Genomic DNA, 24,926 nt, shown 5'->3' with positions numbered 1-24,926 from the left:
TTTACACAGAAGTAACCTCACCGGCGTGACCGGACAGACGACCGTGGGAAGTCCTTGCCGGATATACGGCCGGACGACCGAAACGGCAGCCGTGGAAGCCCTGTCGGACCAACTCCGGTCCCGACGCGGAGGGGCACTGCTCCTCGCCGCGGAGCCGGGACTGGGCCGCAGCGCTCTTCTGACCCGGGCCGCCGACGAGTTCACGGTCGGACCCGTGCTGCGCCCCCGCCCCCTCCCGCACAACCCCCGCCCCTACGGCGGCATCCACGCGCTGCTGTGCGCGGCAGCCGAGGAGTGGGACGGGGCGCCGCCACACTATGCGTTCGGACGAGGCTCGTCGGCGGCCGACCTGCCCGAACTGCTACGGCAGTACGCCCCCGGAGACGAGCCACCGCTCGTCTGCGTGGACGACGTACACCTGTGGGACGCGCCCTCACGCGCCGTCCTCGGCGCGGCGGCGCGACACCCCGACCCGGACCGTCCGCTCGGGCTCCTGCTCACGATCACGGAACACCGGGCGGACGACCCCGACTTCACGGGGCTGCCCCTGGTCCGCCTCGGCCCCCTCGATGACAGCGCGGCAACCACTCTGCTGCACGACCTCACCGGTGCGGCCGTGGACACGACCGTACGCGCGGAGCTGCTGTCCGAAGCCGAAGGGAACCCCGCCGTCCTCGTTGCCCTCGCCCAGCGCCTCACCCCGGACGAACTCGGCGGCCACCGCCCGCTGCCCCGCCCCCTCGTGGACGGAGCCGCCCTGTGGGCCACCTTCGGCAGCCGCCTCGCCCCCCTGCCGGCGTCTACGCGACACCTCCTGCTCCTGGCGGCCGCCGCCCACGAAACCGACCCCGAAGCCGCCGGCGCGGACGCCGCGCTGCTCCTGCGCGCCGCCCGCGAGGCCGGACTGGACCCCGCCGCACTGGACCCCGCCGAGACGGCGAGACTCGTACACCACGATGGCCACCGCGTCACGTTCGGCAGCTCCCTGCTCCGGCGGACCGCCTACACCGGCGTGCCGTCCTCCCAGCGCCGGGCCGCTCATGCCCTGCTCGCCACCGTCATCGACGCCGACCGGTACCGACTGCGCCACCTCCTCCACCTCGCCCTGGCCGCGCAAGGCCCCGACACCCCCCTCGCCGCCGACCTCGTCGCAGCGGCCGCTCCCGGCACGCCGACGTCCGGGATGGAACGCTCGGCCGCCCTCTCCCGAGCCGCCGAACTCACCGCCCACGAGGAGGCCCGTACCACACGCCTGACCGCCGCGGCGGAGTACGCCCGCCTCGCGGGACACTCCCGCACGGCACGACGGCTGCTGGCAGCCACTCGGGACGGCACGTCCCCCGACACGGTGCACGGGCGCACGGAACTCGTCCGGGGCAGCCTCGTCCTGAGGGACGGACCGGTCGGGGACGCCTACCAGGCGCTGCTCATGGCCGCGGAGCGGCTCGGCCCGTCCGACGCGGAAGCCGCCCTGGAGGCCAGGATGGAAGCGATGGACGCGGCGTGGGCCGCGGGCGACGCCGACGCCTGCCTCTCCGCCCTCGCCGAGACACCCCTCCCGGCCCTCCCCGACGACCTCACCGTCACCGAGGCGCCGCCGTCTGCGGCTGTCCCGTACGCCCCGGCCCGACACGGGACGCACGTACGGTCGGACCCACCGGTCCCGCCCCCCTCGCACGATCCCCGGCGCGACTACCGAACGGGCCTGCGCACCGCGCTCGCCGGACACCTGACCGAAGCCGCGCCGGCGCTGCGCCGGGTGGTCGACCGTGCGCTCCACGACGACGACCCCACCCGCCTGCTGCGGGCCGGCGTGGCCGCGCTGGTACTCGGCGACATCCCGGCAGCATGTCGGGCCAACGCCCGGGCCCTGGCCGTCTCGCGAGCCAGAGGGCTGGCCGCCCTCACCCCCCGGATCCTCGAACACCTCGCGTACGCCGAGCTGCGCGCCGGTCGGCACGCGGGGGCCCGGGCTCACGCGCAGGAGGGCCTCCGCGCCGCCCACCGGGCCGGCCAGCGCAACGTGGCCGCCGGTCAGCACGCCATCCTCGCCCTGGTCGCCTCGGTCGAGGACGACGCGGCCGCCGTCGCCGGGCACGCCGGTGCCGCCGTGGAGATCGCCCGCCCGCACGGCCTCCTCCAGACCGTCACCCTGGCCGAATGGGCCTCGGCGCGCGCGGACCTGTGCCGCGGCAGGCCCTTCGAGGCCGCCGCCCGGCTCGGCCCCCTGACCCGACCGGGGCCCGGACGCGGCCACTTCGCCGTACGCATGCTCGCCCTGCCCTGCTTCGTCGAGGCCGCCGTGATGTCCGGGGCCACGACGGAAGCCGGCGCGGCAGTCGAGGAGTTCGCCCGCTGGGCCGCCCAGGGCGCCGACCCGCAAGCACCGGCGCAACTGGACCGGTGCCGCGCCCTGGTCGCCACGTCGGACGACACCGCCGACGCCCACTACGCTCTGGCGCTGACCCGGCACGACACGGCGCACGGCGACTTCGAGCGGGCCCGCACCCAGTTGCTGTACGGAAAGTGGCTGCGCCGCCGACGCCGTCCCGCGGAGGCGAGGAACCGGCTGCGGGACGCGCTGGTCGCCTTCGAGCGCTGCGGGGCCCCGGCCTGGGCCGAGCAGACGCGCGCCGAGCTGCGGGCCACCGGTGACGCCTCCGCCCCCGCAGCGGCAGGCGGCCTGGCCCGGCTGACACCGCAGCAACTGCGCATCGCGCGCAGCGTCGCCGAGGGCGCCACCAACCGTGAGGTGGCGCTCTGCCTCTCGGTCAGCCCCCGCACCGTCGACCACCACCTGCGCAATGTCTTCGCGCTGCTGGGAGTGCGCTCGCGGACGGAACTCTCCCGGCTCGTGCACCACGCGGAAACGGGCGGCGCCCAACCCTGAGGACCCCGCCCTCGCGCTCCCGCCCGACCACCCGGTCGGTCCTCCGACCGCCACCGCGCACGGCGCCCCGGGAAGGACGCGTCACTGTGCTTCGCGCCTGACTGAACCTCCGTCCGCACCGATCCACCAACTGCCTGCAAGCAGATGACCCAGACGGGTGTCACATGCGGAGACCCGTCCGGATGCACGGTACTCAGCCGGACGGTCTTTCCATACGCCCATCTCACCCGCGCGTTTCTGCAAGAACGCCTCGGTCGAGGGGTCAGGCGCCCCGGGCCTGCGGGCTACTCCCGTGGGACTGGGCCGGCCAGGCCGTTCTCCCAGGCCCAGGCGGCGATGCCCACCCGGTTACGGACCTTCAGCTTCGCCTGGACGTTGGCGATGTGGGTCTTGGCGGTGCCCGCCGAGATGAAGAGCTTCTCGCCGATCTCGGCGTTGGTGAGGCCCTCGGCGACCAGCCGGGCGATCTCGCCTTCCCGGGCGGTGAGAGGTGACAGGGTCGTGGGCGCTGCCGGGGCGGGGGCGAGGGTCTGGAGCAGCCGGACCGTGATCTGGGGGCTGATGAGGATGTCCCCGGCCATCGCCGCCCTGACCCCCTCGATCAGCAGCCCGGGACCCGAGCGCTTGAGCAGGAACCCGCAGGCGCCGTCGTGCAGTGCCGTACGTACGTAGTCGTCGTGGTCGAAGGTGGTGACGACGAGGACGCGCATCGGGTCGGGTACGCCGGGGCCCGCGAGGCGCCGGGTGAGTTCGAGGCCGTCCAGGCCCGGCATGCGGATGTCGGCGAGGATCAGGTCAGGGCGCAGGGTGCGGGCGAGGTCAACGGCGGTGAGGCCGTCCGCCGCCTCGCCGACCACGGTCATGTCGGGCTGCGAACCGAGAATCAGGCGGAAGCCGCTGCGTACGTCCTCCTGGTCTTCGGCGATCAGGATGCGGGTCGGGCCGAGGGGCGTCGTCACGGGGTCTCTTTCGGGAGCGTGGCAGGCAGGACGGCGGTGAGCTGGCAGCCGCCGTCGCCGTGCGGCCCCGCCGAGAGGGTTCCACCGAGGGCCTGGGCGTGCTCGGTGAGGGCGGGGAGGCCGAGGCCGCCCCGGGAGACGCGGCGGCGGGCCGGGGCGGAGCGGGCACCGCGGTCGTTGGTGACCCGGATCTCCACAGTGGTGGCCGTGGGGGTGAACGCGACGGTGGCGCGGGAGGCGTCGGGGGCGTGCCTGCGGATGTTGGTCAGCGCCTCGACGACGATGCGGTACGCGGCTGAGCCCGCCTCGCGGGAGAGCGCCTCCGTAACCAGGGGAGGCAGGTCCAAATGCGCCTCGGTGGCTCCCGCTGAGGTGAAGTTCTCTATCAGCCAGGGCAGTTGGGACACATCGGGGAGCGGCTCGGTGGCGGGTGCCTCCGGACCGTGCAGCATCTGTACGGTCCGGTCCATCGCGGCCAGTGCGCTCAGGCCCGCCTTCTCGATGCGTTCCAGGGCGAGCACCGCCTGGGAGGGGTCGGTGGTGGCGACGAAGCGGGCCGCCTGGGCCTGGACGACGATCCCGCTGATGTCATGGGCGACGAAGTCGTGCAAGTCGCGGGACAGCTGCAGACGCTGGGCGCTGCGGGCTTCGGCCACCGCGCTCCGGCGACGCAGTTCCTGGCGGCGGGGGTAGGCGCCGGCCGCCACCGCGGCGGCTACGGGAAGCAGCCAAAAGGTGGCGATTCCGATGTATTCCAGGAAGGACTCACCGGTGACCAGCGGCAGCGGCCAGAGGGTCACCGCGAGGGCGGTCAGCGGGAGGGCCGACTTGAGTTCGCGCAGGGGTGACCAGCGGCTGACCACGGCCAGGAGGAGGAGCAGGACGGCGGTCTCCGCCAGCTTCCAGCCGGAGCCGAAACCGGCCTTCGGCAGGGCGAAGCTGGTGATCAGGGAGAGGGCTGCGCAGACCGTGGTCGGGCGGGCGAGGCGGCCGAGCCGCTGACGAACTGCGGCACGGGGGCGGGCAACGGCCCACACCAGCGTGCCTGCGGCCGCGAGCGACGGCAGCGCGCCCAGCACCTTGACGGCCGAGCCGGTTGATTCCCACATGATGATCAGCGTACGGGTGTGCGATGCGGCGGGGCTCTCTGCCGAACGGCATAGGAGGGCCGGGCGGCGGCGCGATCTTTATGCCGATCGGCGGATGGGATCAAGGAACTTCAGGGATGAAGCTTGAGCCGTTCAACCGACCACGGAAACACAAACACCCTCCAACGCACGGGAGTTCATCATGCGCGTCACCGCGATCGGCGCTACAGCAGCCATCGCCGTCCTCGCCGGGCTGGTCGCTGCCGGTCCCGCTCCTGCAGCCCCGGCTGCGTCCGTCGAGAAGAACCCGGCGAAGACCGCGAGCGTCCATGGGGAAGCGCGAATCTCCTACATCGAGTCGATCAACGACGACATCCGCTTCACCATCCACGCCGAACAGACGCCGTTCACCCGGCCGGTGCCCCCCAATGCCCCCGAGGGGCTGCCCACAGATGCCCGGGGCACGCTGAAGTTCTCCCACACCCCCCGGGGCGGAGCCACGGGGTGGGCGGAGGCCCGGGTGGACTGCCTGGTCACCAGCGGCCGGACGGCGACCCTGACCGCAGTCGTGACGAAGTCGAACGTAGAGGAGGTCGGCGCCCGGCTGGGCATCAGCGTCCAGCAGGGCGGGAAGGGCGAGCCGGACCGGCTCGGCTTCTCCTGGGGTGTGGTGAACGTCGACCCCGAGCACGTCGACGAGAACGGCCGGCCTGTAAGGCCGCAGGCCGGTACGTGCATGGCCCCCGCACCGTTCACGACCGTGATCAAGGGCGGCTTCAAGGTGGTCCACGCCGAGATCACCAAGTCTCCCGCGCAGCCCGAGGCGGCGATCCGCCGTGGCTGAGACCCTGGCCGGGACGCCCGTAGGTCCCCCGTTCGGTCCGCCTGGTGGCGCACGCCGCCGCGCTGACCCTGGTGCCGTCCGGGCTGTGGCGTATCGCCGTCGCTCTGGGCTGGGACTCCGGATTCACTGATGAGGTCCTTCGCCCGGAGAACTTCCCGGGCAAGGGGTCCCCCCATCTGATCGGACTCAGCCTGTTCGCCGAGGCGCTCGGGCTGCTCACCCTGGGCCTAGTCCACAGATGGGGCGAGGAACTTCCGCGCTGGGTACCGGTCCTGGGCGGCCGGAGAATTCCCGTATCGGCCGCGGTGATCCCTGCCTCGCTCGGTGCGGCGCTCGTCACCCTCATCACGTTCACCGGTGCGTTCGGCTGGAACGATGCGGACAACATGGGCGCCATCGGATCCCCCGACGGCGGCCGTTACTGGCTGATGACCGCCTGCTATCTGCCACTGCCGGCCTGGGGGCCGCTGCTCGCGGTAGCCACGGTGGCCTACTACCGACGTCGGCGTCGGGGTCGCTGAGTCCGGCCGTCGGCAGGTCCTGGAACATGTGCTCGGACCGCGCTCCGGAGGAGCGATCAGCCCGCGCGGACAGGCTAAGGGCTGTCCCGTAAAGATCTTGAAGTGGCCTCGGGCATGGTGGGCCGCCGTGCGGCCCGCTTGCCTATACGGCGGGAGCGAGGTTGTGCATCCGGGCGATGCCGAGCACGGCGTGGTGGACGCCGTCGCCTTCAAGGCGGCAGTCACGGAGGATCTTCCAGGTCTTCATGCGGGCGAAGACGTGCTCGACTCGGGCGCGGACCCGTTTGTGGGACCGGTTGTGCGCTTCCTTCCACTCGGGCAGACCTTCGCCGTCGCGCCGGCGGTGGGGCATGACGAGTGCGGTGCCGGGATAGCCGCCGTCGGCAATCGTGGTGGTTTCGCCGACAGCAGCTTTGGTTCCTCCCATGTCTTGCAGTCGTTGCGGTTTCCGAGGAGCGGGCGGCCGATCATCACGACGAGTCGGGTGTCGGCGTCGATGACCACCTGGTGGTTGGTGGAGTATCTGTAGTTCTTCGATTGCTCGGCGATGGTGTGGTCGCGGGTGGGTACCAGCGTGCCGTCGATGATGAGCAGGGTGTTCTTGGCGAACCTCTTGCGGGGCTGGAGCGCGAGCATGGGCCCGATGTGGTCGATGATGCGGTCGGCGGCGGACTTCGAGACCCCGAACACGGGCCGAGCTGGCGCATCGTCAAGTGCGTGCGCCAGTAGACCGCGACCAGCAGTACCCGGTCCTCCAACGGAAGGCTCCATCGCCGGCCCTTGCGGACCGAGTCCGCACCCTCGCGCCGCAGCATCGCTACCAGCTTCCCGAAGCAGCGCGGGCTCAGCCCCGCGAGCGGGGCTGCCCAAGACGGCTCCGACGCCGTGATCACACCAGCACAGCAAGATCATTTCAGCGCCGACGGGCGAGAGACAGCGTGCTCGCACGATGGAAATCAGGCGATGCAACCAGGCGCGCCAGCGAGGATGTCCCGATGAGCGAAGACCTGGTGACGTCCCTAAAGGCGCGGCTGGACGAAGAGGCCGACCTGGCCCGGCGCTGCGACGGTGACGGATGCGGTCGGTGGTCTGCCGACGGGCACACGGTCGATTTCTGTCAGGTGAAGCTCGCAGGTTTCCACCCCACGACTGCCTTGCATGTGGCCCTGCACGACCCGGCCCGCGTTCTACGTGAGGTCGAGGCCGAGCGGCGCATCCTGGCTCGTCACGCCCTCAGTCCGGCCGTGGGCGACCCGGAACTTCCGTGGGACGACCGCGATGACTGCCAGTTCTCGACGGAGACCCCGGGCCTTGTGACGACCTGCTCGACCTCGCGTCGCCCTACAACGACCACTCTGATTTCCCCCGAAGTGCCTGAAGTGGCGCAACCACGAGCAGAACGCATGACGGAGGCGCCGCCCCGGGCTGAGCCCGCCACTGGAGATCCTTTACAGGACAGCCCTTGGCTAACGCGAGCCCCTGCAATGTCGGCGGAGAATCGCTTGGCCAGTGCTCGGCGGAGAGATCATCATGTAGCAATGTCTGAGAACCGATCTTCTGTGGCACCGACCGTGATGCGGCTCCCCCAGTACACCAAGGCGGACCAGGAGGAGATCCTTGGCAACAGCGATGATCCCTTCGGCGTCGCCTCGACCGGTCTGACCTGGCTGCCGAAAGAAGAACATTTCGGCATCAGACTTGAAGACCGGCTCGTGGCACACGCCGGCCTGCTGCGACTGGCTGTCGCGATCGGCGGCGCCGCGACAGAGGTGGTGGGCGTCGGCGGGGTGGCCGTCGCACCCAGCGTGCGAGGCCATGGCCTGGCTCGGCGCGTCGTCAAAGCTGCCCTGGAGCACGCCCGCACGATGGGTCCTGAGCACGCACTCCTGTTCTGCCGGCCGCCTCTCGTGTCGCTCTACAAGCGCCTCGGATGGCACCCGCTCGACAACGACGTACTCGTCGAACAACCCGAAGGCCGCCTGGTGACCATGCCGCTGCGGACCATGGTGACGCCCCTGCGCGACGACGCCCGCCGGCCCTCAGGGCCAATACGGCTGTTCTCGCTCCCTATGTGACGCAGGGCCACCCAGCACGGCGACCACGGTTCACCCATCAGGGTCGGGTCGGTCCGGCTTCTCCTCCGTGCCGGGGGTGGGAGTTGGGTCAGGGGCTCAGGAGCATCAGGTTCAGGAGGACGACCAGAGCGGCGGCGAGCGCGGCGCAGGTCGTCGTGGCGGGCCGGTTGGCGAGTGGGCCCATGAGGGAGCGGTCGCGGGTGAGTGCGATGAGCGGTACCAGGACGAAGGGCAGGCCGAGTGTACCCGTGACCAGGCCAGGGCGGACGTGGTGCTGACGCCCAGGGCGACGACGGCCAAGGCCGGAGCCATGGTCGCGGTACGGCGGACCAGCAGGGGGATCCTGCGCCGGAGGAAGCCTTCCATCACGATCTGGCCGGCCAGCGTACCGACGGCCGGGGAGGCGAAGCCGGAGGCCAGCAGGGCGAGGGCGAACGCGAGGGAGGCGGCTTCGCCGAGGCGCGGGGCGAGGCCCGCGTGGATCTCCTCCATCGTGGCCACCCCCTGGCTGCCGCTGAGGGCATCGTTGTGGAACACCCGGGCGGCCAGCATCACCATGGCGGCGTTGACCAGTCCCGCGAGGCCGAGCGCGACGAGGATCTCGCGGCGCGTGCGGGTGAGGGCGGCTCGCGGGTCGCCCGAGCGGTTGGCCGCGGCGAGGCCGCTGTGCAGGAAGATCGCGTGCGGCATGACGGTGGCGCCGAGGATGCCCGAGGCGAGCAGCACGCCGTCTGGCCCGGGGTGGCCCGGGACCAGCCCGCCCGCGACGGCGCCGGGGTCGACACCCGCCCGGACGATGCTGAACAGGAACCGAGGGTGATCACCGCAAGCAGTCCGGTGATGGCACGGGTGAAGGTCCGGATGCCTTGGGAGTGCAGGGCCAGCAGGGCGAAGGACACCGCACAGGTGATCAGGGCGGCCGGCAACGGCGGGGTACCGAAGAGCAGCCCGAGCGCGATGACGCCCCCGACGACCTCGGCCAGATCCGTTGCCAGGAGCACCAGTTCGGCGGTCACCCAGAGGCCGGCGACGACAGGCCGCGGCTAGCGGCCCCGGCAGAGGGAGGCGAGGTCGCGTCCGGTCGCAAGGCCGAGTTTCGCAGAGAGGAACTGAACGAGGACCGCCAATGCGGAGGCGCCGGCGACGACCCGGAGCAGCTGGTTGCCGAGGGAGGATCCGGCCGCGAAGTTGGTGGCGAAGTTGCCCGGGTCGACGTAGGCGATGGCGGCGACGAAGGCTGGCCCGAGCAGCACGGCACGGCGTGCAGGGCGGGCGTGCGCGGTGTGCGGGTGCGCGGCGCGGGGTGAGGCGGGGGAGCGCGCGGCTGCGCTCATGATTGCCTCCGAAGTGCTGGGGCACGCCCGGGTAGTGGGGCAGGCTCTGGGGCCGGCTGTGGCCCGGTTCGGAGGCGGGGCCACAGCCGACGACAGCTCGGATGCTAAGAAGCGACGTTGTGCGTGGCGACGGTGAAGGAGGGGCCTTCCGTCGCCTCGGGGGCCGAGCTCTCCAGTACGAGGTCCGCGCGCGACTGCGGGATGTGCGTGGCCAGATAGCGGTCCTCGGCCGGCATCCACTCGTCTTCCCAGAGCGGACGGGCCTCCTCGCCATCTCGGTCCAGGCCCCGGTGCAGCCGCAGGTCTCGCTGGGCGTCGCAGAAGATCCGGTAGGTGTAGGCCTCGGCCAGGTTCGGGTGCAGGGCGTGTACACCCTCGACGATTAGCGGCGTACCAGGGGCCAGTTCGGTCCACTCCGCGAGGCGGTCGTGGTCCCAATCGTAGCGCTGGTAGCGGACGATGGTGCCGGCGGAGGCGGGCCGCAGGACCTGGTCGAGCAGTCGGGTGAGGTCGAAATTGCCGGCGATCTGGTCGGTGTCCGCCGGGCGTTCGGCGGAGGGGCGATAGAAGTCGTCGATGTGGACGACCGCCGCGCCGTCGAGCCGGTCGGCGAGGAGCGCCGCGAGCGTGCTCTTCCCGGAGGCGCCCGGTCCGTCGATGCCCACCAGCCCGGCGCGGCCGGGCGGTTCGGCGATGCCGGCGCCGATGGCCTTCGCCAGTTCGTCGATGTCGCAGATTTCGTCGGCCATCATGGTCCTTCTTTCTCCCGGGCGGGGTTGGTCGGTCACAGCCGAACCTAGCCTTCGGCGAGCGTCAGGAAGGGGGAAAGAGGGTCATAACACCTGGCCGCCTGAGTCCTTGGCAGCAAACTGCATATCGGGGGAGGGGCGGGTTATCCTGCGCGCGGCCTTGATGTAAACCCGAAGGCCGGGCTCCTCCTCGTGTCCACCCTGTTCGGCCGGGTCGGTACGCTGCGGGAATGGATCATCCCGCCAAGCAGTACTACAACCCGCAGATCACGGCGGACGAAGAACGTGACCTGCTGCGGCGGAATTATCTGCTGATTCAAGCAGGGCAGGCCTCGTTGAGACTCATTGGACCGGGTTTTCTCGGTATCGCCGTCGAGCCGCGGCCGGGTGCGATCGTGCTGCACTTCGCTGTCGCCGCACTGACTGCCGACGTGGAGGAAGACCTCGACGACATCGTCTTCGAACTTGAGGTGTTTCTAGCCGGCGGCCCGGAACAGCACTCGACGATCACCACGCAGGTTCACATCGGGCATCCGCATGCGAGGTGGTTCAATCCCCCCTACGCGGTGCTCTACCTCGCCAAGACCAAGGCCGAGGCGGAGGAGCCGAGCTCAAAAGGCAATTGACAACTGCTCGTCTCGGCGTTCGCCACAAGGTCCACTGATCCTGTCGAACGAGGAGTACGCCCAGCGCTGCGGGGACCAGTGCGCGCGGGCGGCCAGCTGGTTAGCCGCGACTTGCTGTCTACTTGTGGTTCGACTGGCTGAGCAACAGTCGCATGAACACGGTACAGGCGGGGGTGGGTGGTGGCTTAATCCACCCCCGCGTATAATCTACTGTCTTGCAATCGCTTGTGAGATCCACAGATAGGGAAAAATGGGAGCCGAAGTGGCGAAAGCGTCATTGGGGCAACTGTCGCTCATGTGGGAGGAATTCCGGACTGTCCCCTTCCCTCAGGGTTTCTATAGCCGGGAGCCGGAGGGGGAATGCATGGTGCTCATGGACGACTTTCTCGCGGGTTGTGTGTCCTCAGTCCTGAGCGGTCAACTCGATGACAGGTGCCGCCGCATCTTTCCCGGAAAGATCGAGACTCTCGGTAGAATCCTCCCTCTCATTAGTGACGACGGTGTAGGTAGCGCCTATTTTGCGTGCCTTTACGAGATGGCGACCATCGCGGCTGAAGTGGACCGCGGTCGGCGATTGTGACGCAGGGGCTTCTGCCTTCCAAGTGTGGGCCGTAAGCCGAGCCATGCCCCCTGGTGGTTCGGCGGCCCCGGTGGCCACCGCGGTTGTCTCTTGCGTATTCCCGCCAACCAGTGCGGCCGCCTCGGTGCGCCCCTCGCTCCCGGAGCCGCCCTACTCGGACGCCGTCCGCCGTCCGCCATCCGTACGCCGTAGCAACGCCTCACGTACGCGATATGTACGCTTCACGGCTTGGTGGCCCAGTCCTGGCACCTCCATCCGGGCCCGCGCGCTGCCCCCGTTACCGCGCCCAGTCCACGCCCAGCTTCGCGAGGGCGCCGAGCGGCTCCTTGGTGAGTTTGGCGTGTCGGGTTTTTGTGTTGGTGATCCATACGCCGAGCTTCACGATGACCGCTTCCGCTTCGCCCTCGACCTGACCGACCCGGAGGTTGCGGAGTGGCGCGGCGGGGGTCCTGAGGTGTGGGACCCGCTGACGTGACGGTGGTGGGCACCTGCACAGTGGGGGAGGAGCAGGTGCCCACCGGGTGACGGCCGGGGCCGCTCACCGGCCGGCCGCCCCTTTCAGGGTAGGCCGCGGTGGTGAGTCGAGGATGCCCAGTACATGAACAACACCGCTCGGCGCGCACTCGCCGCTCTCGTCCTCGCCGGTACAGCCCTCGGCATGTCCGCTGCCGCGCACGCTGCCGACCCTGTGCCTCCGACCAGTCCACGGATCAACGCGCTGACGCGGGGGCTCATGCGGATGGTGGAACGATGCCTCGGAGCTGTGGGTGGGCCGGTGGGGGACGAGACCGGTGGGAACGTCTCGGCCAAGAATGCCCTGACGAATCGAGCGACGCCGGGGGTGTGGGGCCCTGCGGTGGGTGTCCGGGGCAGGGCCCCACCGCAGGGTGGTCGTGCGGGGGGTGCGGGGGACACCGGCCGCACGGCAGGCGCCCTCGCGCGCCCGCAGCTCCTGGTCCTGGGCCGCCACGACGCGGCGGGCCAGCTGCGCACGGTCGGCCGCACCGTCACCCTGTGCCTCGACCTGGCTCGCCGCGTTGCCGAGCACCTGACCCCGGCCGACCCCGGACACCCCTGGGCAGGCGGTGTGGGAGATAGGAGCGTGGGGCGGGTTCTTCTCGTTGTGGCGGGCGGCGTTCTCGGTGGCCGGCAGGGCCGTTGCCCTGGGTTCACGTCATGGAGACGACGACTTGCGCCGGCGCCAACGGCTCGCTTGCGTGGCCTGGACTCCAGTCTCGCCTGGTGCCGTTCGTGCCATAACGGACCTACCTCGGCGACGAGTTCGGCGATCACATCGGCCGACAGACCTGTAATCCGCCGATCGCTGATGACAGCTGCACGAGTCGCTGTCCCCACCACATGAACATGGTCAGGGATCAAGATCCAGCGTCGCAACGCCAACCATGCACGAGCTCGTAAGCGTTGTCCCGCAAATGCCGGTTGGGGCGCGCATCGAGCGCTGAGCGGGTACTCGCGAGACTCCGACGTGGCAGCTGGGGCAGTCTGCGGACATGCCCGAGCTGCGCGTTCATGCAGGCCGCCACTACGCCATCCAGTGCCACTACGCCTCGGTGGACGACGCCGGGCGTGTGGAGCTGAGTGAGGCCGTCCCGGCGCCGGCTGCGTCTTGCTCACGATCAGCCGAGTGATCGACGTCTGTACCTTCCCCAACCGTCTGCCCATACTGGCCCAGCACCGTCGCACTGCCCTTGCTGGGTAAGATCCGGAAGTTTCAGCGGCCACGAGTGCGCGGCGAACGCATTTGCGTGAGGGTTCGAGGGGGACCACATGACGCAGCAAGGGATCATCGCGATAGGGCGCATGGATGGATCGGCCGCAGTGAAGGCCGAGGACGCGTTCAAGCTGATCTACGGCGAAGCGTTCGCGGAGCCTCCGTACAACGAGACCGCGGACGACGTCGCCGCAGCCTTCCGCCGCTTCCCCGTACAGGCTCGCAACCGCACCTTTCGCGCTGTCTTGGCCCGTACCTCGGAGGCCGAGCCGATCGGCATGGCATACGGCTACCCGCTCGGGCCCGACACCGTGTGGTGGGACGAACTGACCGAACCCGTGCCCGACGACATGCGGCGCGAGGACGGGCACCGCACCTTCGGGCTCATGGAACTCGCCGTGCGCGGACCGTGGCGCGGACAGGGTGTTGCGCGGTGTCTGCACAAGACGCTGCTCGACGGCATCGGAGCCGAGCGGGTGCTGTTGAACGTCCACCCGGCGGGCAAGGCCGCGTCGGCTGCTTACCGGGCGTGGGGATACCGCAAGGTCGGCGAGGCGCGGCCATGGGGCGAAAGCGCGGACCTCCATGACGTGATGCTGCTCGATCTGCGCTGGAAGCAGTCTGTGAACTCGTAGCCTGGAGCAAGCCGTTCTCGTCCACAGCCAAGACGAGCACGTCATCCCCCACAAGATCATGTGCTGTTTCGTGGAGCAGGTGGCCGAGCAGGTTGAACGCTGCCGCCTCGCGTTCGGGCAGGGAGCACCTGAAGCAGTGGATGATCACACAATGACCGGTGTGATCACGGCGTCGAAGCCGTCACGCGCGCCTCCCCCGGCTCCTCGTACCGGGTCCTCGCCCGGGCCGCCGCCTGTCGGCGGCCCGGGCCTACCGGAGGGACCTGTCGTGGTGCGCTGACCACCGGCGGCCCACGTTTCTGGACGGACTGGGGCCGCTTCCCGACGTGGAGGCGGGTGGCGGGCGGTCCCGTGGTCGTTCAGTCGAAGTACGAGGCGAGTGCGCCGCGGCGGCGGACGTCGAGCGTGGCGCAGTGGAAGGACCCGCCGAACGGCGCGTAGTGCAGCAGGTCGCACGGGATGGGCTCGAACCCCCAGCCCTCCATGGCGCGCAGCATGGCCGTGTGGTGCCGTTCCACGATCACGCGCTTCTCGTCGATCATGAGGACGTTCATGCTCAGCCACTTCCCGCACAGGGAGGTCAGCTTGAGCACGGTCTCCCCGATCGGGTCGGGCTCGGGAGCGGTCAGGACGTCCCAGCCGTCCAGGATGCCGGGCAGCTGGTCGACGTCCACGTAGTCGGGGTTGACCAGCACCTTCCCGGGTGCGAGCGGCATGAAGGTCGTGTCGATGTGCATGGGGGTGCGGCAGCGGCTCTCGATCTCGTGGATGCGGTACCCGGGTCCGAGGTGACGGCGCAGCCACTCGATGCCGGTCCGGTTGGTGACGTTGCTGCGCGTGACGAACAGGTCGCGTCCGGCGCGAACGAAGTCCGCCGCGTCGAAGACCGGCTCGAACTCGGTGAGGACGTACCGCATGGGCTCGCCGGGTTCGGGGGGCCGGAAGTCGGGCTCGAAGAGTTCGTCGGTCAGCTGCGGTTTGGGGGCGGCCGTCCAGCGGGCCCCGCGCCTGAAGTAGTCCTTGAGGAGGGTGCGGTAGGAGTGCGTCTCGAAGTACCGGCACGGCCAGGCCATGGGGGTTTCGATGATCTCGTCGCCGATGACGAGCATGCTGTCGCGCGGGCAGGTGTTGCAGAAGCCGCGCGAGGCCCAGTCCGGTGTGCTGAAGCGCCGCGTGTGGTCGACGCTGTCGGGGCGGCGCACGGTGACGTCGAGCGATTCCAGTAGGGCGATGAAGCGGTCGAGTTCCTGTCGTGCCGGCTCGATCAGCCGTCGCGGGTAGCGGCGGCCGGCCGCGACGCCCTGCAACCTGGCTGCCCAGGTCGGAATGTTGCACCTGACCACGGGATGGTCGGAGGGGATGGCGGCGCCGTCGAGCCGGCCGACGACGACCTCCTCCAAGGGGTCCCACTCGTTGTGCGAGCCGACCGGGGGGACGAGGGTCTCCGTGCTCGGTTCCACGGCGTCCCGCGCCGTGAGCGGGGCGAGCGGGTAGGTGGTTTCGGGCTGCCTGCGCGTCACCGGCATGTCCCGTTCCTTCGCATCGTGTCGGTCACTCACACCGACCGGTGACCCCGGTCCGACAGTCGCTACTCAAGGGCGCGCGCCCCGGGCCGGCCGAGCGGTGCCCCGATTGACTCCTACCCGCCCGGGGCGCCGGCGAACTCGATGCGGCGGGGGTGACGGTGCGAGGTCGTACGCATACGACGCCCGAGCGGCGGCTCACGCGTGGGCGGCGCCGGCCCCACTCGTCGGCTCCGCTGTACCCGGCCGGGACACACCGTCGACCGCCGGACGGATGCCGATGACGCGGTCGCGGCCTGCCGGCCAGCCTCCCGCAGGTGGGGTTCTGGAGCGTGGACGGCAAGTGGAACATACTCGCCGCCTGACGTCTGCCCCAGCCGAGACGCCCGCACGTGCGTGAGCGCGCCAGCTCCGCTCATACCGTCCCGATGTAAAATCTGCCAGGCGATCACGGGATTTGACGGGAGAATCCCAACGGAGCGGGCGTTGTGTACCGTGAAACGGGGTGGGAGTGGGCGAAGCGAAGCTGCGCGAGCCGGCAAAGTGGGAGCGCAAACCCCAGTCGTTCGGTGAGGAGTCCGAGTGACCGACAGTGCCTGCACGCCCATGCACCAGGCGGTGGAGTCGGGTGATCAGGCCGGCCTGACGCGGATACTCGACGAGGGCGCCGACCCCAACGAGGTGTGTTGCGGGATGACCCTCCTGATGCACGCCATCGATGTGGAAGGGGACACGGCACTCCGGGCCGGCGTCACTGCCGATAGTCGATCCACGGTGATTCTTCTGGCCTACGGGGCCGAGCCTCTCGCGCACCCCCGGCCGCACCTGATGGGCGCGGTCGACCTTGCTGATCATTACGGGCATGACATTGCGTACCGCCTGTTGAACCGGCTGATCGAGGCCAAGTCCGCCGGCGGCCGCCCGCAGAATAGGCTCCGGGGTTGGAGGCGCAACCGCAGGGACTGAAGCTGGGGGAGCACCGGGTCTCGCCGACGGCTCGGTTGCTGCGGGCAGACGGCCTCGGGGCGTGTCTCGGACCTACCGGCCATGCGGTCCAATCGCACTCGATCCATCCGTCCGGCCCCATGCCAATGTTGTAGTCGTTGGGTCTGCCGGAGCAAGCAGGGCAGGGGGCGCGCAGCCGCGACCGGACAGTCGCCGGCCTCGGTCCGCTCGGCCCGACGCCCGCGATCCCGTGCGCCGGATGAACAGGCTGCGCCCAGAACCCACCCTCCGGATTCCATGGCTTCCACCGCGCCACCCCGGACGCTCAGATCGACTTATTCAAGGCCCCACGAATGAGCCCGAAGACCGTTTCGTTGGGGTTGTTCAAGCGGGGACGGGGCTTTGGAAACGGCGCTGGGAACGGCCTCGGACCCGGATGACGTGGGTGGATCCGCGCCGACTCCAGGTGCGGGTGGTCGGCGGTGTCATCGAGAATCCTGCTTCGTCTTCGAAAACGATCCAGGCCCCGAGCGCCGCCGCGGTGGTTCCAGGTGCGGCCATACCTCCTTCACCCAGCCGGCCACGGCCGCATCGTCCCGTTCGACGGCACGACGGGCCGGAACCTGGGGGCTCCAGCCTGGCGTCGGAGCATCTGGGAGACGCCCGACAGCGATGCCCGACAACGTCATGCTCTTGTGGAACCGTCGGCCGATCAGCGTCTGGATCCTGGCCAGCGTCCACCGTTGATCCGGCCAGCCGTGCGCACTCGCGCCTTTGGCCAGCTCCTCCTCGAGTATCGCGAACGGCCCATCGCTCAGCTTCGGACGCGGGGCCGGGCCACGGGAACGAACCGCGTCCTGCCCGGCCTCCCTCCAAGCCCGCCGCCACCTCTGACCGACCGCACACTGACCCGTAACCCCTTCGCGACCTCGGTGCTGCCCCCGTCCGGCGGCGAGCATCGCAACCGCTTCCATCCGGACCCGCTCGCGGAATGCTTGCCTCTCCGCGGTCAGACCACCCTGCGGATACCTCATACCTCCGGCATACCGCGATGATCACCGACCGCCAGCCCTACGACAAGACGACTTACAGGTCAGTAGTCGGCTCGAAAGTGGCCGCTCTCTCCGGGGTGCGCGCTGAGGAGCGTCGCGCTGCCCTTCCTCCCGCGGTCGGGGTCTGACAGCAGTGGCTGTTGGCCCACACGGTGACCGAGTCACGCCGGTGGTCAACCTGGAACGGCTCGTCCCCAAGCTGCGTCCCGGGCCACGATCCATCTCCCGCAGAGGAATGTGTGACAACGACACACTCCTCCTTCGGCAAGATCCGATGGACGTCACCGCAGGGCTCCAGTGTCAGAATCAGCGGCACCTCGTCATCGTTGCCGACCACTAGCCGCGCTGGTCTCCCTGCGAACGTTTCCATCACCCCTCCCTGGCCACTCGGGCGACCACGCGCGAAACCGCTTCCTGGGTGCGCACACGGCACGACCTTCACACGCAGGACTACCCGTACCAAGTGTCTGCGACCGAGTTACCAACCACCCTGGCTGGGACGAAACGCTCTTTGAGGGCGTCTGCCTCGACCTCGGGTGGGCCGTCAGCCGAGGTTGATCCTGCGTTCCGGGCGGCCGTCGGGGGAGATGACCACTTGGTGGACCGTGCCGTCGGCGGTCGTCATCCGGATCACGTGGGGACCGCTCCAGCGCACGTCGCGGAGTTCCTGCTCACCGGTGTCACCGTTGAACCGTGCGACGGCCCACCGCCGCTCCAGCGGCCATGCGCCCTCGTGGACCCATACGTACCGGATCGGCTCGATCATGATCGAGCCGTCCTCGACGACCAGGACCCGGTCGTCCCGGCCGGGCGCGGGGCTCCGCCGCTCCTCCTCCGCGCCGCCGCCGAGCAGCAGGACGAGCGGGGAGGCGCACAGGTACAGTGCCGACGCGAGGCCGAGGACGAGCAGCAGACCCGCGCGGAGTTGGCCTCGGCGCAGGCCGAGCAGGACGGCGCCGGTGAGCGTGCCCAGGACCAGCCAGCTGAGCAGGAACGCGTGGTCCCGGCCCGCCCGCATCGTCAGGGCAAGGCCGCCATCGATCGCCTGCGTCGATATGACCGCGACGCAGGCGGCGCAGAGCAGCAGCAGCAGGCCGGCCAGCGGCTCGCGGGCACGTAGGTGGATCCTCATGCGGTTCCCTTCCCCCAGGACATCGTCGGCGCAGCCTACGGGGCGCCCGAAGGGGTGCCGTGCGGGCAGGGGCGAGCGGGGTGGCGTCCGGGCGGCTAGTGTCGCGGCCCGTGATCGAGAACCTTGCCTGGATCGCCGAGGCGCTGGGCGCCGTCGGCGTCTACCTCAGCTGGACCGCCGGCCGTCTCACCCGGCTGCACACGCCGATGAACACCGCACGGGCCGCGCCCGGGCAGGGGTGAGTTGCCTGCGCGTCACCCTCACAGTCCCATTGAGTTCCACCCCGCGAAGAGGGCGGAACACAGCAACAGATCACGACATCACACAGGCCCTAGCACTCCACCGCCCGCGCTCCACCAACACCACGGACCGGGAACAACCCTGACCCGGCCACTCCTTCCTCGGCCCTGTCGACGCCCCGTCGATGTCGACTCCGCGCCGACAACAGCGGTGCTCCTGAGCAGCCCACGGTCTCGACCGCCCAGCTGGCGGGCACGGGAACTCCCGCCGACCGAGCTGGCCTTTCCGAGCCTGCGTGCGCGACGGCGAGGGCGCGCAGCCCCGGCTCCTTCAGACCGGCCGCCGCCGAGGCCCGCGCGCGGATCCTCCACCCACCGCTGGGTCTTCGACGGCACCCCCGTCTTCGGAGCGGACAGCGGGGCCGTGCCCGCCGAGCGGTCCTACTGGACCGACACCAACGGCATTCTGACCGGCCGGGCCAGGAACGGCCCCGGACAGTCTCGCGGTACTCGGAGGCGGTCTTGGTCCAGTCGACGGCCCAGGGCGGTCCGGTGAACTCCTGGCTCACTCGCCGGGTCCGAGTTGGGCGGCGCGCTGGTGGGTCGTGGCCGCTTCCTCCAGGAGGGCTTTGGCCTTGTCCGGGTCCGTGGAGTGCGCGGCACGCTCTTCACGGTCGCGGACGTGCCTGTCGAGCTCGGGGTCGCGGGCGAGAGCGTACTCGGCCCACCAGCGGGCCAGGAACGCCGGGGCCGCGCCGATGTCGTAGGTGTCGGCCACCTTGGCTCGCCACCCGGCCTCGAAATCGGCAAGGAGATCAGGAGCGTGCGCGGCGATCGCGGCGCGTAGGGCGGGAATGCTGCGCCCGGGCATCGGGGGAACACCGTAGGGGTGTCCCGGAGCGGTCGTCACGGTGGTCCCTCCAGGGGTCGGCAGCCCCCACGATAGTGAGCCGGCCCCCGTACCGGGGCCGCGATGGGCACAGGGCCCGGCGGAGGACCGCACCGGAGGATCGGACGTGTGGGGTACTCACGATCCGTTGGCACGTTGGGTGTACAGGGCCAGGGCCTGGTCGACGAGGGGGATGCCGGCCTGGTCCACGGGGACCAGCTCGCCGTACTTGCCCGCCGTCGCGACCTGCCCGTCCTCCTGGACCGACACGTGCTGTTGGGGCCGGAGCAGAAGGCGGTGCGCCTGGGTGTCGGTGCGACGTTGTGCACCTGACCCGACTGGGCATGCTGCGGCCGGGTGCGGACGGTGGAGGTCGACTACGGCCGCGCCCGGGGCGGCGCGCAGCAGGGTTTCTCGATGAGTACGTACAGCAGCCATGCAGCGAGCAGTGCCAGTACCAAGCCGACGCAGATGGTGCCCGCCGTTCCCCATGGTGTGTAGTGCGTGAGGGCTGCCGGTACGGGCGGTGGACGAGGTAGAAGGCGTAGGAGATCTCGCCCAGGAGCACAAGGGCCGGCGTGCGCAGTAGCGACTTGGTGCCCCGTGTGTCCAGTGCTGCCGTGCTCGAGATGAGCAGTGCTACCGGGATGACGGTGCTCGCGGCGTACAGGAAGGCAGGGGAGTACCCCGATGCCGGTCAGCAGGCATGCGCCGAGCAGCGCAACGCAGGGAGGACGCCGATCCGGGGTGTGTACCCGGTGGCGTGCAGTCGGGCCAGCACCATGCCCAGGATGGACTCGGGGAGCCGGGGTGGTGGCGGGAAGGCGTATGCGAATCCGATATGCAGGTCGGTGAGCTCTCCACCCAGGAGGCGTGGGTCAGCCGCTGGCCTGCCGGTCGCAGCGAGACCAACGGGACTGTCCAGGCCGCGGCAACCGCGCCCGCGGCGGCGGCGAGGAGCTGCTTTCGGTGAAGCCGGGAGATGAGCGGGATCAGGCGCGGGAACAGCAGGTAGAACAGCAGCTCGAGGTGAGGGGCCAGGTCACATCGTTGCCGCTTGTCGCGAACTGCGGCAGCGGGATGAGCGTGTTGATCAGGAGAGCGTTGGTCAAGTCACCGAGAGGCGAGGGTGTGGTGGGAGGGAAGCCGTTGTCGTTGCGTGGCATTCCCGCCCCTTGGTGGAGCAGCATGCCGGCGGCCCAGATGACCAGATGGTTGGGGTGGATCCCCCTCAGCCGCCGGCGCCAGAACGCGCCGGCCGTGTCCGTCTCCCGCGCCGAGACGCTCAGCACGAAGCCGCTGAGTACGAAGAAGAGCGAGACGCCCACAGGTCCCAGGAGGATGAGGGCCAGGGGAGCCTGCCCGCGACCGGACCGCCGTTGGGCTGGTCGGCGTCGGCCCTGATAATCCGCAGTTCAAGCAGTGGTTCGGAGCTGTGGTTGACCACCTCGCCCTGGTTCCCGTCCATGACGGGCACTACCAGCCGTGCCTGTGCTGCTTGCCTGTCTGTCTCGTCCTTCCGTCGCATCTTCACTTCCTGCCAGCCAAACGAGGTGGTCCTCGTACGCGCGCACCGCCCAGCCCGGATGGAATCCGCAGCGGTGACGCACGCCCTGCGGCAGCGAGGCGGCGAGTTCCAGTGCCGTCCGCCTCCTCGTGCTGGGCGCGGCGGGGAGCGCCGACAGGCTCGCCGACGCTGCCGCCATCGTCACCGGCCGCCGGGCAGCATGTGGAGGAGATTCCCGCCGGCAGTCAGGAAGGCCGCGAAGACCAGAAGCTGTGACCCGGCCGGAAGTCGTTTCACCACGGGCGCCCAGCACCTGGCATGCGGAGCAGCGCGACGGTGTGAGCACCCCGAGCTTCCTCGGTTCGGTCGAAGGCGGGGAGGTGTCCCTGGCAACCGCTCCGTGTCGGCTTTCGGTGAATTCGCACCAATCCGGTGGGTGCGGAACTTCGAATCCCCAGTTGGAGGCGTGAGTGCCGGCTGGTCACGGTGCCGGGTCCCGCATGGTCCTGCCCCAGTGAGAAACGAGGTTGCTCTCGCCGACGATGAACCGCTCAAGATTCGGGACGGGATCGCGCCAACAAGGCCAGCACTTTCGGTCTCTCTTCAGTGGGACACGCCGCGTTAACCATGCAAACAACTTCGTTGGGTTAACGTGTTTCTTGACCAACCGTTGACTGGTTCTTGGCGTACGCCAGGGGTGTCGAATTTGCGGGAGGGCTGGATGTTGCCTGGTGTGGCAGCCGTGGCTGCGCTTGCGATCCTCCTTGCCGTCCTGCTTGCGGTCTGTTCCCGCCGCAGGCGGCAGCATTCGCACATGCGCACGAGATCTCTTCTTTCGTCGCCGAAGCTCGGTCCGGAATTGAGTTATCCAGGTAGACGCCGAGCGCCGTTACCCGCGGCGAACGCTGTCTTGGCGGGCCGGTAGCCCCCCGCGCCCCTACGCCAGGGCCCGGCGACGCTCCCGGTTTTGAAGCAGCGCCTTTCTCCGTCCTGCCCGTCCGACGCGCTCTCATGGCGCGCCAGGAGGATAACCACGCATGCAGCCCCTCATCGACAACGCCCGTACGTTCGGACAGCGCCCTGAGGAGTTCACCAAACTCGCCGAAGGCCAGTCCCCCCAGGTCCTGTTCATCACCTGCTCCGACTCCCGGGTCGTACCGGCCCTGATCACCGGCGCTGCCCCCGGTCAGCTTTTCGAGCTGCGCACCGCGGGCAACATCGTCCCGCCCTACGCTCCCGAGCGGCCCACCTCCGAGGCCGCCACCATCGAGTACGCCGTGGAAGTGCTCGGGGTCCAGGACATCGTCGTCTGTGGCCACTCCCACTGTGGTGCTGTCGGCGCGCTGGTGCGCGGCGATGACCTTGACCCCGTCCCCGCCGTTCGGGACTGGCTCGCTTATGCCGCGACGCGTCCGGAGTCGCACGACCCGGACGACCCGGCGGTCGCCGTCTCCGTGCAGCACCACGTGCTCGCTCAACTGCTGCGCCTGCGCTCGTACCCCTGCGTGGAGAAGGGGTTGGCCGAAGGGCGTCTGCGGGTGCGCGGCTGGTACTACGAGGTGCACACCGGCTCGGTACTTGCGCACCACACGGACACCGACACCTTCCAGGCCCTGTGAGCGGCGCCATGAATGCTGCGATCAAGTTCCCCCATCTCAGGCATGACTTCGCCGCCTCCTTTGTCGTCTTCCTCGTGGCACTGCCCCTGTGCGTCGGCGTGGCCGTAGCCTCCGGTGTCCCGGCGGAACTCGGCCTGGTCACCGGCATCGTGGGCGGCATCGTCGTGGGACTGATGCCGGGCAGCAGCCTGCAGGTGTCCGGGCCGGCCGCAGGTCTGACCGTGCTCGTCTTCGAGGCCGTCCGCCAGTTCGGACTGACCGCGCTCGGTGTGATCGTGCTGGCAGCCGGGCTGCTCCAACTCCTCATGGGCGCGCTCAAGTTGGGCCGCTGGTTCCGGGCCATCTCGGTCTCGGTGGTCGAGGGCATGCTGGCCGGCATCGGCCTCGTGATCATCGCGGGCCAGTTGTACGCGGCGGCGGGCCTCAAGGCACCGGCGTCCGGCATCGACAAAATCGCGGGCTTGCCTGATGCGTTTCTCCGCGCCGTCGGTAGCACCGAGGCCCTGACCTCGCTCGGGGTGGGCGCAGTCACCATCGCGGTGATGGTGCTGTGGAAGCGGATGCCGAAACGAGTACGGGCACTGCCGGGTGCGCTCGTGGCGGTGCTGCTGGCCACGCTGGCCTCGCAGGCGTTCGGGCTGCCCGTCGCCACGGTGGAGGTACAGGGGCTGCTCGGCGCGATCCAGCCGCCGGGCGCCGACGCCTTCGGCCGGCTGGGCCAGCCGGCCATCCTCGGCACCATCCTCGCGTTCGCACTGATCTCCTCCGCCGAAAGCCTGTTCAGCGCGGCGGCCGTCGACCGGATGCACGACGGGCCGCGCACCGATTACGACAAGGAACTCATGGCGCAGGGCGCCGGCAATACCGTGTGCGGGCTGCTCGGCGCGCTGCCGATGACCGCTGTGATCGTGCGGAGCTCGGCAAACGTACAGGCCGGTGCCAGGACCAAGGCTTCCCGCGTGTTGCACGGCGTGTGGCTGCTGCTGTTCGCGGTACTCCTGCCGTCCGTCCTGGAACTCATCCCGCTGCCCGCGCTCGCCGGCATCCTCCTGCACGTCGGCTGGAAGCTGATCCCGTTCCGGCAAGTCGCGCTGCTGTGGACCGCGTACCGCGGTGAAGCGCTGATTCTCGTGGTCACGGCCGTGGCGATCGTCGCGGTCAACATGTTCGAAGGCGTCCTGATCGGTCTGGCGCTGTCGGTCGCCAAGACAGCCTGGCAAGCCTCGCACGTCAAGCTGGAGGTCATCGACAAGGGCGCCGGTCCCGTCCAGGCATACCTGTCGGGCAACGCGACCTTCCTGCGGCTGCCGAAAATTCTCGACACTCTGGAGGCACTGCCCCAGAACCGCCCCGTGGAGCTGGACCTCTCCGGGCTACACCACGTCGACCACGCCTGCCGCACGGCGTTGGAGAACTGGGCCGAGCGGCACAGCGAGGACGACACGGAACCGGTGAAGGTCACTGCGCCGTAGGGGAAGGCGTGTGTCAATCAGTCCTCAGCGAAGGCCGACGGCAGGCCGGGTAGGCCAAGGCGACCTGATGAACCCCGCTGGCAAAGGCAACGGCTCACCCGGCTACCCCGACGTCGACTCGCTGCCAGCCGGACTGGTGAGAAGGGACCGACGCCGGGGAGGCTGCCGAGGAGCGGAGGGCAAGAAGCGTCGGAGAATTCCTATCGGGATGAGTTCAAGCGTCGCCAGCGGATGAGTGCGCACCCGAGGGTGAGGAAGGCTTCGTGGATGTCGTCGCGTATCTCCCAGCGGATCCGTAGACGGCGAAACCAGTGCAGATGAGCGAACGCGCGCTCCACCACCCAGCCACTGCCGTCGGGGAACTGCTCGACGTGGCACCGACCGGGGAGGCCTCCACCCTCGCGCTCGATGTACTGCGCGAAGTCCTGCACGCCCGTCTGGAACGCGGCCGCGCTGCGCCTGGATGTGACCGCAAGCCGTCTTCGCGGCTGTCCTGTGGGCGCGTGGGGCCCTTT

At 69.8% G+C, this 24,926-nt stretch carries 19 protein-coding genes and 5 pseudogenes; 11 read left to right on the top strand and 13 right to left on the bottom strand.

The genetic code is table 11. The features are described from left to right. The first annotated feature begins 25 nt into the window (after positions 1 to 25). Positions 26 to 2,890 carry a helix-turn-helix transcriptional regulator gene (locus ACZ4XJ_RS24435; protein WP_468497346.1) on the top strand — a complete coding sequence of 955 codons (2,865 nt, stop codon included), beginning with the start codon at positions 26 to 28 and terminating at the stop codon, positions 2,888 to 2,890. 284 nt (positions 2,891 to 3,174) lie between these two features. On the opposite strand, the gene ACZ4XJ_RS24430 is transcribed toward ACZ4XJ_RS24435, so the two are convergent. Next, positions 3,175 to 3,849 carry a response regulator gene (locus ACZ4XJ_RS24430; RefSeq protein ID WP_468497345.1) on the bottom strand — a complete coding sequence of 225 codons (675 nt, stop codon included), beginning with the start codon at positions 3,847 to 3,849 and terminating at the stop codon, positions 3,175 to 3,177. Further along, on the bottom strand, positions 3,846 to 4,958 hold the full coding sequence (locus ACZ4XJ_RS24425) for a sensor histidine kinase (RefSeq protein WP_468497344.1): 1,113 nt from the start codon (positions 4,956 to 4,958) through the stop codon (positions 3,846 to 3,848). Before ACZ4XJ_RS24425 ends, ACZ4XJ_RS24430 begins: the two co-directional genes overlap by 4 nt. A gap of 181 nt (positions 4,959 to 5,139) precedes the next feature. Between ACZ4XJ_RS24425 and ACZ4XJ_RS24420 the strand changes: the two genes are divergently transcribed. Together ACZ4XJ_RS24420 and ACZ4XJ_RS24415 are read left to right on the top strand one after the other, a co-directional pair. Beyond that, positions 5,140 to 5,781: a hypothetical protein gene (locus ACZ4XJ_RS24420; RefSeq protein WP_362877616.1), complete on the top strand. Its 642-nt coding sequence runs from the start codon at positions 5,140 to 5,142 to the stop codon at positions 5,779 to 5,781. A gap of 44 nt (positions 5,782 to 5,825) precedes the next feature. Continuing rightward, complete coding sequence (locus tag ACZ4XJ_RS24415; protein ID WP_468497343.1) at positions 5,826 to 6,302, top strand: hypothetical protein; 477 nt, start codon at positions 5,826 to 5,828, stop codon at positions 6,300 to 6,302. 142 nt (positions 6,303 to 6,444) lie between these two features. Here the strand turns inward: ACZ4XJ_RS24415 and ACZ4XJ_RS24410 are convergent. Next, a pseudogene (locus tag ACZ4XJ_RS24410) lies at positions 6,445 to 7,195 on the bottom strand (transposase). 102 nt (positions 7,196 to 7,297) lie between these two features. Between ACZ4XJ_RS24410 and ACZ4XJ_RS24405 the strand changes: the two are divergent. Together ACZ4XJ_RS24405 and ACZ4XJ_RS24400 are read left to right on the top strand one after the other, a co-directional pair. After that, positions 7,298 to 7,531, top strand: a pseudogene (locus tag ACZ4XJ_RS24405) (DUF6221 family protein); the annotation flags it as partial. Positions 7,532 to 7,840: 309 nt separating this feature from the next. After that, the gene (locus ACZ4XJ_RS24400; RefSeq protein ID WP_468497535.1) at positions 7,841 to 8,377 is read left to right on the top strand and encodes a GNAT family N-acetyltransferase; all 537 of its coding nucleotides are present in this window, start codon (positions 7,841 to 7,843) and stop codon (positions 8,375 to 8,377) included. 111 nt (positions 8,378 to 8,488) lie between these two features. Here ACZ4XJ_RS24400 and ACZ4XJ_RS24395 read toward each other — a convergent pair whose 3' ends face one another. From ACZ4XJ_RS24395 to ACZ4XJ_RS24385, 3 genes and pseudogenes are all read right to left on the bottom strand, one after another. Beyond that, a complete protein-coding gene (locus tag ACZ4XJ_RS24395; protein ID WP_468497534.1) occupies positions 8,489 to 9,133 on the bottom strand; it encodes an Nramp family divalent metal transporter in 645 nt (214 codons plus the stop codon). A 116-nt stretch (positions 9,134 to 9,249) separates the two neighbouring features. Further along, a pseudogene (locus ACZ4XJ_RS24390) lies at positions 9,250 to 9,711 on the bottom strand (Nramp family divalent metal transporter); the annotation flags it as partial. A gap of 104 nt (positions 9,712 to 9,815) precedes the next feature. Beyond that, positions 9,816 to 10,463 (bottom strand): uridine kinase family protein, encoded by a 648-nt coding sequence (locus ACZ4XJ_RS24385; protein WP_468497342.1) that lies wholly within the window; start codon positions 10,461 to 10,463, stop codon positions 9,816 to 9,818. Between the two features lie 227 nt (positions 10,464 to 10,690). On the opposite strand from ACZ4XJ_RS24385, the gene ACZ4XJ_RS24380 reads away from it, so the two are divergent. Both ACZ4XJ_RS24380 and ACZ4XJ_RS24375 read left to right on the top strand, forming a co-directional pair. Further along, complete coding sequence (locus ACZ4XJ_RS24380) at positions 10,691 to 11,086, top strand: hypothetical protein (RefSeq protein WP_468497341.1); 396 nt, start codon at positions 10,691 to 10,693, stop codon at positions 11,084 to 11,086. Positions 11,087 to 13,454: 2,368 nt separating this feature from the next. Further along, positions 13,455 to 14,033, top strand: a complete 579-nt coding sequence (locus ACZ4XJ_RS24375) for a GNAT family N-acetyltransferase (protein WP_468497340.1) — start codon at positions 13,455 to 13,457, stop codon at positions 14,031 to 14,033. A gap of 359 nt (positions 14,034 to 14,392) precedes the next feature. Here ACZ4XJ_RS24375 and ACZ4XJ_RS24370 read toward each other — a convergent pair whose 3' ends face one another. Then, positions 14,393 to 15,559 (bottom strand): amidinotransferase, encoded by a 1,167-nt coding sequence (locus ACZ4XJ_RS24370; protein WP_468497339.1) that lies wholly within the window; start codon positions 15,557 to 15,559, stop codon positions 14,393 to 14,395. Positions 15,560 to 16,138: 579 nt separating this feature from the next. On the opposite strand from ACZ4XJ_RS24370, the gene ACZ4XJ_RS24365 reads away from it, so the two are divergent. Beyond that, positions 16,139 to 16,522 carry an ankyrin repeat domain-containing protein gene (locus ACZ4XJ_RS24365; RefSeq protein ID WP_468497338.1) on the top strand — a complete coding sequence of 128 codons (384 nt, stop codon included), beginning with the start codon at positions 16,139 to 16,141 and terminating at the stop codon, positions 16,520 to 16,522. Between the two features lie 384 nt (positions 16,523 to 16,906). On the opposite strand, the pseudogene ACZ4XJ_RS24360 reads toward ACZ4XJ_RS24365, so the two are convergent. Together ACZ4XJ_RS24360 and ACZ4XJ_RS24355 are read right to left on the bottom strand one after the other, a co-directional pair. Further along, positions 16,907 to 17,535: pseudogene (locus ACZ4XJ_RS24360) on the bottom strand (winged helix-turn-helix domain-containing protein); the annotation flags it as partial. A 562-nt stretch (positions 17,536 to 18,097) separates the two neighbouring features. Further along, on the bottom strand, positions 18,098 to 18,685 hold the full coding sequence (locus ACZ4XJ_RS24355; RefSeq protein WP_468497337.1) for a hypothetical protein: 588 nt from the start codon (positions 18,683 to 18,685) through the stop codon (positions 18,098 to 18,100). A gap of 110 nt (positions 18,686 to 18,795) precedes the next feature. Here ACZ4XJ_RS24355 and ACZ4XJ_RS24350 point away from each other — a divergent pair, with 110 nt between their 5' ends. After that, positions 18,796 to 18,927: a hypothetical protein gene (locus tag ACZ4XJ_RS24350; protein WP_468497336.1), complete on the top strand. Its 132-nt coding sequence runs from the start codon at positions 18,796 to 18,798 to the stop codon at positions 18,925 to 18,927. Between the two features lie 562 nt (positions 18,928 to 19,489). Here ACZ4XJ_RS24350 and ACZ4XJ_RS24345 read toward each other — a convergent pair. The 3 genes from ACZ4XJ_RS24345 to ACZ4XJ_RS24335 form a co-directional block, all read right to left on the bottom strand. Then, positions 19,490 to 19,795, bottom strand: a complete 306-nt coding sequence (locus ACZ4XJ_RS24345) for a hypothetical protein (protein ID WP_468497335.1) — start codon at positions 19,793 to 19,795, stop codon at positions 19,490 to 19,492. 156 nt (positions 19,796 to 19,951) lie between these two features. Next, complete coding sequence (locus ACZ4XJ_RS24340) at positions 19,952 to 20,083, bottom strand: hypothetical protein (RefSeq protein ID WP_468497334.1); 132 nt, start codon at positions 20,081 to 20,083, stop codon at positions 19,952 to 19,954. A gap of 722 nt (positions 20,084 to 20,805) precedes the next feature. Continuing rightward, positions 20,806 to 21,141 carry a hypothetical protein gene (locus ACZ4XJ_RS24335; protein ID WP_468497333.1) on the bottom strand — a complete coding sequence of 112 codons (336 nt, stop codon included), beginning with the start codon at positions 21,139 to 21,141 and terminating at the stop codon, positions 20,806 to 20,808. A gap of 1,216 nt (positions 21,142 to 22,357) precedes the next feature. Between ACZ4XJ_RS24335 and ACZ4XJ_RS24330 the strand changes: the two genes are divergently transcribed. Beyond that, positions 22,358 to 22,939, top strand: coding sequence for a carbonic anhydrase (locus tag ACZ4XJ_RS24330; protein WP_468497332.1), 582 nt, complete (start codon positions 22,358 to 22,360; stop codon positions 22,937 to 22,939). Between the two features lie 8 nt (positions 22,940 to 22,947). After that, entirely contained in the window at positions 22,948 to 24,411 is a 1,464-nt protein-coding gene (locus tag ACZ4XJ_RS24325; protein ID WP_468497533.1) for a SulP family inorganic anion transporter, read from the top strand. A gap of 200 nt (positions 24,412 to 24,611) precedes the next feature. On the opposite strand, the pseudogene ACZ4XJ_RS24320 reads toward ACZ4XJ_RS24325, so the two are convergent. Then, positions 24,612 to 24,926 (bottom strand): annotated as a pseudogene (locus tag ACZ4XJ_RS24320) (hypothetical protein); the annotation flags it as partial.

Source organism: Streptomyces sp. NPDC029836, assembly GCF_055574495.1.
This window is presented reverse-complemented; position numbering and strand designations above follow the sequence as displayed.

Coding starts and splice junctions, on each gene's coding strand:
- ACZ4XJ_RS24420 (WP_362877616.1), top strand. CDS start 5,140: ATGCGCGTCACCGCGATCGGCGCTACAGCAGCCATCGCCGTCCTCGCC.
- ACZ4XJ_RS24385 (WP_468497342.1), bottom strand. CDS start 10,463: ATGATGGCCGACGAAATCTGCGACATCGACGAACTGGCGAAGGCCATC.
- ACZ4XJ_RS24375 (WP_468497340.1), top strand. CDS start 13,455: ATGACGCAGCAAGGGATCATCGCGATAGGGCGCATGGATGGATCGGCC.
- ACZ4XJ_RS24330 (WP_468497332.1), top strand. CDS start 22,358: ATGCAGCCCCTCATCGACAACGCCCGTACGTTCGGACAGCGCCCTGAG.
- ACZ4XJ_RS24425 (WP_468497344.1), bottom strand. CDS start 4,958: ATGTGGGAATCAACCGGCTCGGCCGTCAAGGTGCTGGGCGCGCTGCCG.
- ACZ4XJ_RS24370 (WP_468497339.1), bottom strand. CDS start 15,559: ATGCCGGTGACGCGCAGGCAGCCCGAAACCACCTACCCGCTCGCCCCG.
- ACZ4XJ_RS24325 (WP_468497533.1), top strand. CDS start 22,948: ATGAATGCTGCGATCAAGTTCCCCCATCTCAGGCATGACTTCGCCGCC.
- ACZ4XJ_RS24380 (WP_468497341.1), top strand. CDS start 10,691: ATGGATCATCCCGCCAAGCAGTACTACAACCCGCAGATCACGGCGGAC.
- ACZ4XJ_RS24355 (WP_468497337.1), bottom strand. CDS start 18,685: ATGAGGATCCACCTACGTGCCCGCGAGCCGCTGGCCGGCCTGCTGCTG.
- ACZ4XJ_RS24400 (WP_468497535.1), top strand. CDS start 7,841: ATGTCTGAGAACCGATCTTCTGTGGCACCGACCGTGATGCGGCTCCCC.
- ACZ4XJ_RS24345 (WP_468497335.1), bottom strand. CDS start 19,795: ATGCCCGGGCGCAGCATTCCCGCCCTACGCGCCGCGATCGCCGCGCAC.